This is a genomic window from Rhodococcus sp. NPDC076796 (assembly GCF_040702765.1).
Lineage (GTDB): Bacteria > Actinomycetota > Actinomycetes > Mycobacteriales > Mycobacteriaceae > Rhodococcoides.
In genome coordinates, this window is sequence record NZ_JBFBMS010000002.1 from 791023 (window position 1) to 804466 (window position 13444).

12 protein-coding genes and 1 riboswitch are annotated in these 13444 nt (G+C 65.3%); of the genes, 6 read left to right on the forward strand and 6 right to left on the reverse strand.

Translation table 11 applies throughout. The annotated features are described in order from the left end of the window. Nucleotides 1–47 precede the first annotated feature (47 nt). Nucleotides 48–911 (forward strand): TylF/MycF/NovP-related O-methyltransferase, encoded by an 864-nt coding sequence (locus tag AB0366_RS09055; protein ID WP_366243551.1) that lies wholly within the window; start codon nucleotides 48–50, stop codon nucleotides 909–911. Here the strand turns inward: AB0366_RS09055 and AB0366_RS09060 are convergent, their stop codons facing one another. Beyond that, the gene (locus AB0366_RS09060) at nucleotides 912–2804 is read right to left on the reverse strand and encodes a glycosyltransferase (protein ID WP_366243552.1); all 1893 of its coding nucleotides are present in this window, start codon (nucleotides 2802–2804) and stop codon (nucleotides 912–914) included. Between the two features lie 168 nt (nucleotides 2805–2972). After that, a complete protein-coding gene (locus AB0366_RS09065) occupies nucleotides 2973–3950 on the reverse strand; it encodes a DUF418 domain-containing protein (protein WP_366243553.1) in 978 nt (325 codons plus the stop codon). A gap of 191 nt (nucleotides 3951–4141) precedes the next feature. Here AB0366_RS09065 and AB0366_RS09070 point away from each other — a divergent pair, with 191 nt between their 5' ends. The 5 genes from AB0366_RS09070 to AB0366_RS09090 are packed head-to-tail and all read left to right on the forward strand — an operon-like array spanning nucleotide 4142 to nucleotide 9675. Continuing rightward, the gene (locus AB0366_RS09070) at nucleotides 4142–6394 is read left to right on the forward strand and encodes a hypothetical protein (RefSeq protein ID WP_366243554.1); all 2253 of its coding nucleotides are present in this window, start codon (nucleotides 4142–4144) and stop codon (nucleotides 6392–6394) included. Between the two features lie 14 nt (nucleotides 6395–6408). Then, nucleotides 6409–7440, forward strand: coding sequence for a glycosyltransferase (locus tag AB0366_RS09075; protein ID WP_366243845.1), 1032 nt, complete (start codon nucleotides 6409–6411; stop codon nucleotides 7438–7440). Then, entirely contained in the window at nucleotides 7437–8378 is a 942-nt protein-coding gene (locus AB0366_RS09080; RefSeq protein WP_366243555.1) for an NAD(P)-dependent oxidoreductase, read from the forward strand. Before AB0366_RS09075 ends, AB0366_RS09080 begins: the two co-directional genes overlap by 4 nt. Beyond that, entirely contained in the window at nucleotides 8375–8842 is a 468-nt protein-coding gene (locus tag AB0366_RS09085; RefSeq protein ID WP_366243556.1) for a GtrA family protein, read from the forward strand. The genes AB0366_RS09080 and AB0366_RS09085 overlap by 4 nt, the downstream gene beginning before the upstream one ends. Next, a complete protein-coding gene (locus AB0366_RS09090; RefSeq protein ID WP_366243557.1) occupies nucleotides 8839–9675 on the forward strand; it encodes a glycosyltransferase family A protein in 837 nt (278 codons plus the stop codon). The genes AB0366_RS09085 and AB0366_RS09090 overlap by 4 nt, the downstream gene beginning before the upstream one ends. Here AB0366_RS09090 and AB0366_RS09095 read toward each other — a convergent pair. Genes AB0366_RS09095 through AB0366_RS09110 form a run of 4 tightly spaced genes read right to left on the reverse strand, consistent with a single transcriptional unit; the run spans nucleotide 9672 to nucleotide 13181 of the window. After that, complete coding sequence (locus AB0366_RS09095; protein ID WP_366243558.1) at nucleotides 9672–10364, reverse strand: hypothetical protein; 693 nt, start codon at nucleotides 10362–10364, stop codon at nucleotides 9672–9674. The genes AB0366_RS09090 and AB0366_RS09095 overlap by 4 nt on opposite strands. Then, a complete protein-coding gene (locus tag AB0366_RS09100) occupies nucleotides 10361–11128 on the reverse strand; it encodes an ABC transporter ATP-binding protein (RefSeq protein ID WP_366243559.1) in 768 nt (255 codons plus the stop codon). Before AB0366_RS09100 ends, AB0366_RS09095 begins: the two co-directional genes overlap by 4 nt. Further along, nucleotides 11128–12210: an iron ABC transporter permease gene (locus AB0366_RS09105; protein WP_366243560.1), complete on the reverse strand. Its 1083-nt coding sequence runs from the start codon at nucleotides 12208–12210 to the stop codon at nucleotides 11128–11130. The genes AB0366_RS09100 and AB0366_RS09105 overlap by 1 nt, the downstream gene beginning before the upstream one ends. Next, complete coding sequence (locus tag AB0366_RS09110) at nucleotides 12210–13181, reverse strand: ABC transporter substrate-binding protein (RefSeq protein WP_366243561.1); 972 nt, start codon at nucleotides 13179–13181, stop codon at nucleotides 12210–12212. Before AB0366_RS09110 ends, AB0366_RS09105 begins: the two co-directional genes overlap by 1 nt. A gap of 100 nt (nucleotides 13182–13281) precedes the next feature. After that, nucleotides 13282–13432: riboswitch (cobalamin riboswitch) on the reverse strand. Nucleotides 13433–13444 lie beyond the last annotated feature (12 nt).

A 13444-nucleotide genomic window follows, 5' to 3' on the forward strand; every position in this document is an offset into this window, starting at 1 on the left:
GCCGCCATGGGGTGCGCGCACCCGCGTGATACCGCTACCGTGTGCCCATGACGGAACCTCGGAAGCTCGCTGATCGCATCAAGTCGTCGGCACGGGAGAAGCTTCAACGAGCGATCGGCGAGGTTCTGGCTCAGCAGACCGCCCAGCTGGCCGAGCAGACCAACGATCAGCAGGCGAAATTGCTCGACGTCCTCGAACGCCAACGGCGTGAGATCGACGATCTGCACGCGTTCATCCGCGGCCTAGAGATGCGGATGCGTCGCGACATTCCATACGCGTCCGACGTCGAAGCAGCCGCCCAGAGCGCCGAATTCGCCGAAGAGATGATGCCGCAGGCCCCGACGTTCCTGCGGCCCCACGCGACCCTGCGATTCGCGCTCGGCGAGGTCTCCATTCGCGGCATGGCCCTCGAGTTCGGCGTGGCCAGCGGGACGACGCTCGAGATCATCGCCGAGGAATTGAGCTCACGTAAGGACATCACCGTCGTCGCCGGATTCGACGTGTTCTCCGGCCTACCCGAGACCTGGCGCACCGGCTTCCCGAAGGGACTGTTCGAGCAGGACACCATCCCCGAGGTGCCGGGCGCACAGATCGTTCCCGGCCTGTTCGAGGATTCTCTGCCGGGCTTCCTGAAGGGTCACCACGAGAAGCTGGCGTTTCTGCATCTGGACGCAGACCTGTACTCGTCGACGGTCACCGTGCTGGATCTGGTGGCCGACCGACTCGCCGTCGGCACCGTCATCGTGTTCGACGAGTACTTCAACTTCCCCGGCTGGCGCAACCACGAGTACCGGGCGTGGACGGAATTCGTCGCACGCACCGGCACCGAGTTCGACTACCTGGGCTACACCGCCGACAACGAGCAAGTCGTCGTGCGCATTCGCACGGCCCCGAAGGTCCGCGCGAAATAGCTACTGGCCGTACAGGCGAGCCCAGTTCTCCCGGCTCGTCAGCTGCGGAACGGCGGCGCGGTAGGACGCGGCGACCGTCGGCGTCTCGCTACGCAGGCGCTTGAGCGCGGTCACTCCACGCTTGAGCAGCTCGACCGCATGTGCCTTGTTGCGCTTGCGAACTCGAACGCCTTCCTGCGAGCGATCGGTGACGATGGCGTGGGAGAACAGCGAGACGTGCCACCAGTGCGCGTCGTCGGCCGAGATCGCAACCGGACCGGGATTGACCGTGCCGCGCCACTGATTGAGCATCCGCTTGGCCAGCACTGCGAATTCCATGCTTTTCTTCGGCGGTGGGCCTGCCGGAGTGATGAACATATCGGCCGGACGCACCCCGGGAACCTCGTTCGCGTTGTGGCGCTTGGTTTCTCCGTATGCAGCGCGTTCGCGCCGGATGGAACCGGCCGCGTCCATTCCGCCGTCGAGCAAGTATTCAGGTCCGGCCAGGAAGTCCTCGACGGCCTTGATCAGGGTGTAGGCCATGCCGTACTGCATCGACACCAGGTAACGCAGCAGGTCGGTGAAGAGCTGCTTGGCGAGCGCGCGCCCGTCGAGTTCGATGTGCAGGGCCGCGGTGATCATGCCGTTGCGCAGGTTGAAGTAGCGGTGCCACTCGTCCCAGTCCTTCCACGCGAAGTCGGCATGCCACACCGCCGCGCCCGGAAGTGTCACGGTGGCGAATCCGTTTGCACGAGAACGGTATCCGTACTCGATGTCGTCCCACTGGAAGAACAGCGGCAGCGGGTAGCCGACCTGCCCGACGATCTCGGACGGGATGAGGCAGGACCACCAACCGTTGTAGCCGGCGTCGACGCGGACGTCTTGCTGCCGCTTGCGCTTGAACGCACTCTTGTCCGAGATCGCGTTCTTGACGTGCACTCCGGCTTCGAGTTTCTGCAGGTTCGCCACCTCGGCACCGACATGCACTCGATCGGGGTGCAGCAGGTACAGCATCTGCGCGCCGATGATCGCCGGCTCGACGGTCATGTTGGCGAACGAGTTCATCCGCACGATCGCCTCGGGCTCGCACAGCACGTCGTCGTCCATGAAGATCACGTTGGCCGGATCGCCGCCCTTGCCCTGCACCTCGTAGAGCCCGCGAGTGAATCCGCCTGCGCCGCCGAGGTTGGGCTGAGTGATGTAGACGAGCTTGCTGCCTAGCTCGGCTGCGACGCGCTGGAATTTCTCGCGCGTCTGCACCTGATCGGTGCCCTGATCGACGACGTAGACGTTGTCGACCCCGAGCAGTGCGATGGGATCGTCGGCCATGGCGGCAACGGTGTTGGCGCAGTCGTCGGCGCGGTTGAACGTGCAGATCACCACCGAGGTGGGACGCAGCTTCTCCGGTGCGGCGACGGTCCATTCCGCGTCCTGCACCGACAACTCGCTCGATGTGGTGGTGAAGCGGACGTACAGCGCACCGCCGTCGAGGAACTGCGTGGTGGCGACGGGAACCGCCAACTGAGTCGACGCGTTCGCGGAATCGACCGTTGTACTGGCCATCGTGCGCTCGTGACCCTTGTAATCGGTGGCCACCAGATCGATCCGACCGGCACCGGCGACGGTCGCCCGGAACACCACCTCGGTGACGGTGGTCCACCGCTGCCAGTAGCTGGCCGGGAACCGTCCGAAGTAGCTGTTGGTGTGCAGCACGCTGCGCTTGGCGATCCGAGCGCCCGTGCGGGTGCGCTCGGCATTGCCCTTGCCGACAGAGCTGTACATATCGGCACTGACCAGGGGCGACGGACCGTCGAACAGTAGTCTCTGGACTGTCAGTTCGGGCTCACCGTCACCGCCGGCAACAGCCGACAAATTCGACGCGGAGCCGAGACGATCGAGAGCAGTGCCGTCCATACCGAGAAGTTTCCCATCCAGTTCGAGTAATGACGCTGTGCGGCCGTGGCGAGAAGAAGACCACTGACCATGGTTGCACAGGCCCATCCCGTTCCGTCCGATGCACGCCGCGCCGAGTTCCTTCGTCCGGTTCGGACAGGAGATCCGACTATGCCCCGCGGTCGATCCTTATGCGGCGCTGGTCGTCGAAACGTGGGCAGTCTCGCGACGGAAAGGGGGCCGACTTCGCCAGGTGACGGCCCGGAGGATCCATTCGAGTGGTCCGTAGCGGAAGTTCGACAACCAGATTCGGCTCGACACGGACTGCGTGGCGATCAACACGACCGCAACGCCCATTGCTGGGTACACCGAATCTGCATCGAACAGTCCGAACACCCTGGCGGCCACCAGAACGACGAACGACGCGGAAACGTAATTCGTCAAGGACATCTTGCCGAGTGGATCGAACACCGCTCGCAGCGCAGCACGGGTCGGTGCCCATTGCCACGCGAGAGCCAGAATTCCGATGTATGCCAACGCCATTGCCAGACCGGCTTGCGCACCGGGGAGGGAGAATCGCGGATCGCCTGCCCCCGCCGAGAGATAGGACATCATCAGCGGTATCGCACCCGCACCCGCCGCGCAGGTCAGAACCAACCCAGGAACCACAGACTTCTCCATCAGCGCCGGTACTCCCAGCTGCGCAGCACCCGCACCGACCAATACCAGCCCCGGCAGCGAGTCGACTCCCCCGCCGAGGAAACCGAAACTCACCACGGTCAAGGCACCGCCGACGACTACGTTGACCGGGGCTGGAGCCCAGACGACCAATGGCAGCACGAGCAGTCCGACGATCGCGTACATGCGGAGAATGTCGCCCGAGTACGCAAACGAGTGCACCACCCCGATCAGTCCGAGTCCGAGCAATCGAAGAACCAGCGGCTGCCATGCACCCACACCGCGGCGTCGGGCACCGTCGGCGATCAGATACATGGAAACGCCGAACAACAGGGTGAAGATCGGGACGAACCTTGATTGAACCGTGTGATCGAGCATGGCCCGGCCTGTACTCGTCGCGGAAATTTCGGTGATGTCCAGGACATTGACCAGCAAAATCCCGAACAGCGCGAATCCGCGCAGCGAGTCCATGAAGTGATATCGAGTCATGATGAACACTCTTCGGTCTCGGGGGTCGATGCGCATCGACCGAGCGGATGAGTTCGATCGTTCGCTCGGATGATCGTGCACTGTTTCATCGACCGGCGGCGAACTGCGGGTCACACGCGTCGACGTTTCGGTTCCCGGACACCTCGAGAGATACAGTCGAGTGTCTTTGCCCGAACTCACGGAGTTGACCCTTGACCCCCACGGATACACAGATCGCGCGCGCCGCCCTGCCCGACAGCAGGAGAGAGCGCCTCGCGTGGGGAGCAGCGGTCGCTGCAGTCGTCGTCCTCGGTTATCTCCTGGTGCTCAGGGTCGATCCCCGCTTCTTCTACATCGACGACACCGAATCGGGTGCCGTACCCAACTGGCTCCAGCTCGGACGCATCATGCGCGACGGGCAATTCCCCTCGCTGGTGCTCGATCAGTGGATGGCCGGCAACTACCCGGTCGAGGGCCAGGGCGGCCTGTGGAATCCCGTGCAAATGGCGATCAACTACATCTCGCCGTCGATCGACAACCTGGTGCTGCTGGCCACGGTCGTCAAACTCGGCTTCTCGATTCTGTTGGCCTGGGGCGTCTTTCGAGTCGCTCTCGCCTACGGAGCGCGAGCGAACTGGGCTGCGGTAGCGGGCGCGAGCGCACCGTTCGTCGGCTTCACGCTGTTCTTCGAGAACACCTCGTGGGTGACCGCGCTGATGGGCACCGCGTGGATCATGAACGCGTGGGCGAGCTCGGTGTCCTACGCCCGCGGCCGGTCCGGCCCGATCGTGCCGTTCGTCTTCCTCTACCTCGCCATCAGCGTGGGATACGTCCACGCCGCAGTGATGGCCGGAGTGATGATCGGATCCGTCGCGATCGGCGAACGATTGTTCCAGCGGCTGTGGCGTCCGGCGCTGAAGGTGTGCGCGGTCGGTATCGCTGCCGCGGCCTGCGGGGCCGTCACCTTCCTGCCCGGCGTGCTCACGTCCGCTGTCACCTGGCGTAGTGGCGACGAGGGCACGTTCAACGACAACTTCCTGACGGCACCGTGGTCGGAATCGCTCACCGCGAGCATCCCGACGGCGGTGACGAGCATCGAATCCTGGGCGGGCGAGACTACCGAATCGCCGGTCACCTACATCGCCTGGTTCGTGGTGCCCGCGCTGGCGTTCATCGCCTGGCGTCGGGTGCCCGCCGCCCTGCGCGAGCTGGCAGCCCCACTGATCATGTTGGCGTTCGCCCTGATCTTCACCGCAGGTCCCAGCGACATCGGGCCGATCCGCTGGCCCGCCCGCATCCTGCCGTTCGTCGCCCTCGTCGCGCTGATTCTCGTGGTCACTCTGATCAGCCGGTACGGAACTCTCGACAAGCTGCGGCCCCGGCTGCTCGCTGCCGGTCTGCTGACGCTGGTGCTGCTGCTGCGCGCCGGTTCGTCGGGCCCGGAGATCTTCGGCCGCCACGTGCTCGCTGCGCTGGTGATCCTGCTCGTCGGAGCACTCGCGCTGCTGTTGGCCCACCGTTTCTCCACTCGCGCCACCGCGGCACTGCTGTTGGTGACCATCGCGCCGGTCGCGATGTACCAGGTGGCCACCTACGAACCGCCGTTCGCCAAGTGGTGGCTGCCGGCGTCCCAATCCGAGGCCAAGGCCGAGTTCCCGCAGTGGCAGGGCGCGACGCTGCAGCTCGGCAGCCGCGCACTCACCGAGACCGAAGCCGACGAACCCGACGACCCCCGGCTGCCCTGGCACTCCCAGGTGTACGGCAACTCCGCCAAGATCATGGGCCTGGACTACGTCAACGCCTACACCCCCGTCGGCTATCTCGACTTCGCCAACCTGCTGTGCTTCGAGCACGAGGGATCGACCTGCACGGACGCCTTCCAGCGAGTCTTCGAAATCGAGCCGTACACCGGCCGGACCTATGCCGACCTGATGCAACTCGACCGCATCGTGCTGCAGAAGAACCAGTATCCGCTCGCGAACTCCCGGCCCGCACCCGCAGGCTGGCAGTGGGTGACCGCTCCCACGCCCGAGTCCGCTCGCCAGATCTACGTCCTCGAACGCGTCGACGGGTTGATTCCCGCCACGTCGGGACGCGTCGTCGCGACCGTGAACGCCTCAGCAGAACCCCGATCGTCCGATGCGGACTCGGAGCACGTCGACGTCAGCGCACCGAACGGTGGCAGCGTCGTGTTCTCGCGTCTGGCCTGGCCCGGCTACACCGCGACGCTGAACGGTGAAGAGCTGCAGACGAAGGGGTTGGCCGACATCTTCCTCTACGTCGACCTGCCGCCCGGCACCGAGAACGCAGATCTGCACATCACCTTCCGGCCGCCGGGCGAACGACTCGGACTGGCCGCGATGGCGGGCGGGGTGATGCTGCTGGTCGGTCTGGTGGTGCTCGATGTGCGACGACGCAGAAGCCCTGCCGCGCCGGAGTTCGATGGTGACGCCAAGAGCAGTTAGGCTCAGACCTCGTGATGTCCGACGCTGCTGCTGCTGCTGATCCGCACCGCATCTCGATCGTGGTGCCGGTCTACCAAGGTGAGCGGACCCTCAGCGCGTTGATGGACGAGATTCTTCCGTTGACGCAGGTGACACATACCCCCGTCGGGCGTCCGATGATCGTCGAGGAAGTTCTGCTCGTCTTCGATCACGGACCCGACGATTCCGCTGCGGTGATCAGGCGGCTGACCGCTGCGCATACCTTCGTTCGCGGTGTATGGCTGAGCCGCAATTTCGGTCAGCACCCCGCCACCCTCGCCGGCATGGCGTCGAGCGGCGGCGAATGGATCGTCACGATGGACGAGGACGGCCAGCACGACCCGGCGGCCATCGGCGGCATGCTCGACACCGCCCTCGACCAGCAGTCCACCGTCGTCTACGCCAAGCCGACCAATGTCGCACCGCATGGACTGTGGCGCAATACCGCCTCTCGCGGCGCGAAATGGTTGATCGCCAAGGCCCTGGCCGGGGACAACACCGTCGACTATCAGAGCTATCGCCTGGTGCTCGGTGAGGTCGGTCGCTCCGTCGCCGCCTACGCCGGTTCCGAGGCGTACCTGGACATCGCGCTCGGGTGGATAGCGGGCGACGTCACGACCAGCCCGGTGGCGCTGCGCGAAGAGGTGGACCGTCGATCGGGCTACCGACTGCGCACCTTGCTCTCGCACTTCTGGCGGATGGTGCTCTCGAGCGGCACCAAGGGCCTGCGGCTGGTCAGCTTCATAGGCATCGCCTTCGCGGTACTCGGCCTGATTCTGGTGGCCTACGTGCTGGTGTCGTACTTCGCGTTCGATCCAGGATCCGAGGTGCAGGGCTGGGCGTCGACGATGGTGATTCTGTTGTTCGGCTTCGGGGCAACACTGTTCTCCCTCGGGGTGGTGGCCGAGTACGTGGGCGTCAACGTCAAGACCGCCATGGGCAAGCCGCCGTACCTGATCGTCACCGATCCGGGGAACGGCCCGCTCGGTCGTACTGAGCCATCGACCGAACCTGCACCGCCGGCGTGACCGCGACGCACACGTGGATCGTCGGCAGCGGCGGACTACTCGGCGCTGCGGTGACCAGGGAGGCCGGACGTCGCGGACATCGGGTGCACACCAGCACCATCCCGTGGGCGGACACAGCCTCTGCCGAACAGGCCCTGCTGCAGCGCTGTTCGGAATTCTTCGACTCTTTCGCCGACGGTACGTGGAACGTGATCTGGGCCGCGGGCGCGGGTGTGAACGGAACCAGCGCAGCGCAGTTCGCCGAAGAGAACGGCCTGATCCGAACCGTCTTGGCGCGCATCGAGGCTGTCGCCGCCGACCGCGCGGGCACCGGAACCGTGTTCCTCGCCTCATCCGCCGGAGGCGTCTACGCGGGCGCGACCGGGGCCCCGCATCACGAGGGAACGAACCCGGTTCCGTTGGGCGACTACGGCTTCGCCAAGCTGCAGTCCGAGGCCATCGCGACCGAGTTCGGTGAACGCACCGGCATCAACGTGGCCATCGGCCGGTTCGCGAACCTCTACGGGCCAGGGCAGAACCTCGCCAAACCGCAGGGCCTCATCTCGCACCTGTGCCGCGGATACCTCATGGCCTCCCCCGTCTCCATCTACGTGCCGATGGACACGTTGCGCGACTACCTGTACGTGTCCGACGCGGCCGAGATGGTCGCCGACACCCTCGCCATGTCTGCCACGCAACGACTCTCGCCGACGATCAAGATCTTCGCCTCCGGTGAGGCCGTCACCATCGGCTCGATCCTCGGAGCGTGCCGGACGGTGTTCCGCCGTCGACCGAACGTGGTGCTGGCGGCGTCCCCACTCGCGGTGTTCCAAGGTCGCGATCTACGGCTTCGGTCGACGGTCTGGCCGCAGATCGATCGCCGAACGCACCGAACGTTGCCCGCAGGCATCGCCTCCACCCTGTTCGCGACGCGTCAGGCATTGGGGGCCGGTCGATGACCGAACCACAAACCCCTACTCCCCCGGCAGGCATGAACGGCGCGCCGGGGCCGCTGATGCGCATCGTCAAGAATCAGAAGATCGCGTTCCTGCTCGTCGGCGGCGTCAACACCGCATTGGGTACTGCATGGTTCATCCTGTGGCAGTTGTTGATCGGTGAGCAGTACGGCTACCACGCCGCGATCGTGCTCGGCTATCTCTGCAACGTGCTGTGCGCGTTCGCGATGTACCGGTACCTGGTGTTCCGTGTGCGGGGGCACTTCCTACGCGACCTGATGCGGTTCTTCGTCGTGAACTTCGGCGCGTTCGTCGCCAACATCTCGCTGATGACGATCGCCGTGTCCGTCTTCCACTTCCCGCCCATTCCTTCACAATTGGTCGTCACAGCAGTGATGGCAGTCGTCAGCTTCTTCGGCTACCGCGACTTCTCGTTTCGCAGAAAGAGCCAGGCCCCCACATCATGACGCCCCGTGTTTCCGTAGTCGTTCCCGCGTACAACAACGCCGAGTATCTGGCCGAGACCATCGATTCGATTCTCGCCCAGACGTTCACGGACTTCGAGCTGGTCATCGCCGACCATTCGTCGACCGACGGAACACTCGCCGTCGCACAGAAGTACGACGACCCACGGATCCGCCTCCTGACCACCCCGACCGGCGGCGGCGCGCAAGCCAACTGGAATCGCGTGACCGCCGAGGCCACGGGAGAATTGATCAAACTCGTGTGCGGCGACGACACCATCGCGCCCACCGCGTTGGCCATCCAGGTACAGGCATTCGACGACAACCCGTCCGCCGTTCTGGTCGCCTCGCAGCGGACGCTGATCGACGCCTACGGCAAGACCGTCATCGCCGCCCGCGGGCTCGGCGGACTCCACGGCACGGTCTCGGGCCGAGTCGCCGCCCGAACCGCAGTTCGGGCCGGTGCCAACATCTTCGGCGAACCCGGCGGCGTCATGATGAAGCTCGCGGAACTCCGCGAAATCGGACTGTGGGACAACAGTCATCCCTACCTGATCGACCAGGCCACCTTCATTGCCGTCGCCCTTCGCGGCGACATCGTGGCCATCCCAGAGCCATTGGCGTCGTTCCGCATCAACTCGGGGCAGTGGAGCGTGGAACTGGCGACACAGCAGGCACGTCAGGCCGCGGACTTCCACCGCTCGTTGCAGGCCAGTGACCCGAGCCTGTTGTCCGACAACGATGTTCGCATCGGCAACGCCAAGGCGCTGATGACGTCGTTCATGCGTCGCGCGGTGTATCTGCTGCTGCGCCATCGGATGTCGCGCAGTAGCTAGTGTCGCGCGGCGGCCTCGAGACCCCGCAACCTGTCCGACGGCGATCGACGCGGGCAGCTGGTGCACTTGTCTGCTCCGCCCGTCTCGTAGAGTAGGCAGCACGAGCAACGTTGCGTGAAGCGTCGTCCACCGACGTCGACGAAGCGCGGCTTCGGAAGCGTAGCGGCCATCTCCCCGATCAGCCATGCTGCGAAGTCGCTGCCTAGCACCTGATCACCCAGCGCCACAGCCACATCCACGCTTCGATTGGCGATCGAATCCGAGGCGATTGCCCACAGCGCTTGCCTGCGCGCCCCCGAGGCCGCCGCCAACGCGTCGACGATGCCGGTGAACGTCTCGGTCAATGCCTCGGGCAATGCCGAGACCTCGATAACTCTGTCCGACACCGTTCCGCCCAGGTATCCGTCCGGCCGCAGGAAGCAACGCGCACCATCCAGTCGTGGATCTGCCGACTCACCCGTGACCATCGCTGCGGCGATGGCAACGAACGCGATCGTCGAGCTGGCCGAATACCACCACAGAGTCCCGTTGACTCGCGCGTCGGTGCACTGCCACCGGCGGCCGGTGTCGTCGACTCGCGCCCGCAACCACTCGCCGTCGAGCATGACCGTCGCACAGAGATCGAACGGCCCGTCGAGGTACTGCTGCACACTCGGAACTCGCTGCGCTGCAAGCGCGTAGATGTTCATGCCAACCCGTGAATGTCGATGGCGGGCGGCGGTCCTGTACGGACGGTCGCGCGAATGCCGAACACGTCGGCGAGCAACCGATCGTCGAGAACATCGGTGGTCGGTCCCGACGCCACCACGGCTCCACCGTCCAGGACAGCCAGACTGTGGCAATACTGCACCGCCAGCCGCAGATCGTGCACGGTCACGACGATGGCCAACCCGTCCGCGGCCAGGTCGCGAACCGCATTCATCACGATCAACTGCTGCCGTAGGTCGAGATGGTTGGTCGGCTCGTCGAGCAACAGTATCTGCGGCCGCTGCGCCAGGGCGCGCGCGATGGACACCCGCTGCCGCTCACCGCCGGAGAGTGACCCGACGTCGCGATTCTCCAACGCGAGCAGATCGACGCGGTCCATACTTGCGGTGACGATGTCGTCGTCGGACGAGGTGGGGCGGTCGAACCAACCGCGGTGCGGCACGCGGCCGAGCGCTACGGATTCCCGGACGGTCAGACCGACCGATGCCTGCGGCTCCTGAGTTCCGACGCCGACAGTCCGCGACAGCTCCGATCGCTTCATGGTGTGCGCATCGACGCCGTCGACGAGAACTGTTCCGGCAGAGGGAGTCAGAGCTCGATAGCAACACCGCAGTGCTGTCGTCTTCCCGGACCCGTTCGGGCCGACGAGACCGAGCACCTCACCGGGAGCAACGTCGAAGTTCACACTGCGCAGTACCTCTCGCGACCCGAATCGCGTGGACAACTCCCGCACGGACAGCCGCATCAGATCTCCCGTGCGTAGCGGCGATACAGCATGAACACAAAGATCGGTGCGCCGACGAGCGCGGTGATCACTCCTACCGGGACCTCGGTGCTCTGCGTGATCGAGCGCGCGAGCGTGTCGGCGCCGACGAGGGCTATCGCACCGAACAACGCCGCCACGGGCAGCAGCCTGACCGCACGGGAGCCGACGACGTATCCGGCGAGGTGCGGCACCAGCAGGCCGACGAATCCGATTCCGCCACTGACCGATACCGCTGCACCCGCCAGCAGGGAGATGGCCAGCAGTTGCAACATTCGGAACCGGCGTACGTTCATCCCCAGCGCGGCCGCTCCGTCGTCACCTGTTTTGAGCAGGTCCATCCTGGGCGCGCTGATCGAGACGAGTAGTCCCACACCGATCAACGCCAGCACGGGGAACACGAGAGTCGACCAGCGGGCATCACCGAAACCCCCGGCGAGCCAATGCAATACAGCGCTCAGGCTTCGCTCGTCCGCGAACACGAGCAGCGTCAGAGTGATGAGAGCGGTGAACACACTGCCCACTGCGACACCGACCAGGACGATCGCCGTCGAGTGTGGGTATCGACCGCCGATCGCGAGCGCCAGGAACAGCGGGATCAGCGCACCGACGAACGCGGCCGCAGGCACGGTGAACGCGCCGAGTGCACCCGCGCCGATGCCGAGCGTCATCACCATTACGACACCGAAACCTGCACCCGAGGACACGCCAAGCAGGTACGGATCGGCCAACGGATTTCGCGTAACCGCCTGCGCGACACCGCCGGCGAGTGCGAGGGACGCACCGACCACCGCGGCGGTCAACGACCGTGGGAGCCGCGAATCGACGACGATCGCCGCACGCGCCTCGGTCCACCACGATTCGAACGCGCCTGGCACGAGCCGGTGAGCGACGATGGCCCACACGTCGCCGATCGGAATGCGCACCGACCCGAACGAGACGGCCGCCGCAATGGATGCCAGCAACACTGCCGACGACAGGAGCAGGATCACGGCGTAGCCGGTGCGCGACGATCGCGTGCTCCGGACTGCGACGGCGGCGGGTCTGTCCAATAGCGCGCTCATCAGAAGCGATCGGGATGCAGTGCGCGCGCAATGGTCTCGGCGCTTCCGACGAGCCGCGGACTCTGGAAGAAGTCGTCGAGCGGAACGACCACGAAGTTGTCTTGTTGCACGGCAGGCGTCGTCGCCATGATCGGCTGGCTCTTCAAGAAGTCGATCTTGCCCTGCGCGGACGTGTCGCCGTAATCGAGGACCACGATGGCCTCGGGGGCCCGTTCGCCGACGAGTTCCCACGTCGTACCCACGTACGGCCGGTCTCCCTCTACGAAGATGTTCTCGGCTCGGGCGTGATCGGCAATGAGTTGCCCGACGCCCACGCCCCCGACTGTCGTGGGCTCGCTCTCGCCCGAGTCGTAGAAGAACGTGGATACGGGGGCGACGCCGGCGAGCGCGTCGTCGATCTCGGCGAGCCCGCTGATCACGCCGTCGGTGATGCCCCGCGCCGCGTCGGCCACACCCAGGATGTCGCCCAGTTGCGCGTAGTCCGTCTCCAGCATGCCGATATCGGCGAGACCTGTGCCGCAATATTCGGAGAACAGGAACGTCGGGATGTCGAGCTCGGCGAACGACGCCCGCGAGCGACCTTCCTTGTCGTCGAACGCGCTGCGCATGCCGCCGACGACGAGATCCGGGGCCAGGTCGAGGATCTGCTCCTTGGTCGGATACTCGTCGGCGAGGCCGTCTATCGACGCGAACTCGTCGGCCGTCTCCGGTGTCGGAACGGCATTGCGATACCCCATCCCGACGATCCGATCCGCAACGCCCATCTCGATGAGGACCTCGGTGACGTGGTCGTTCATCGAAACGATGCGCTGAGGCGGGGCATCGAACCGCTGCACGATGTCGCAGTTCGTCACCTCGACGGGCTGATCGAACGATGCTGTCTGCGCTGCATCGGCGGGGGCGTCACCGCGGGAGCACCCGGCGAGCAGGACAGCCGCGCAGAGAACGGCGATGTAGGCGGAGCGTGACATGAGGACCTCACTTCGAGCTCAGAGCCACGAAATGAAAGTCGGGTGCGCAGCACGAAGCAGCCACGCGCAGGACTGCCGATTCGTAGACCACGACGAATAGGTGTGTCGCACACCGGTCGCTGGGTAATCGGGCTCGCCACCTGTGTCGGTGGCCCACCGTTGCGGGTCAGCGCCGGATTTCGACCGGCTTCCCCCATTGCGACTGGCTTGCTTGTGTTCGCCTCGCAGTATGCATCACCGTGTCGAACCCGTGTGAGCGCGCC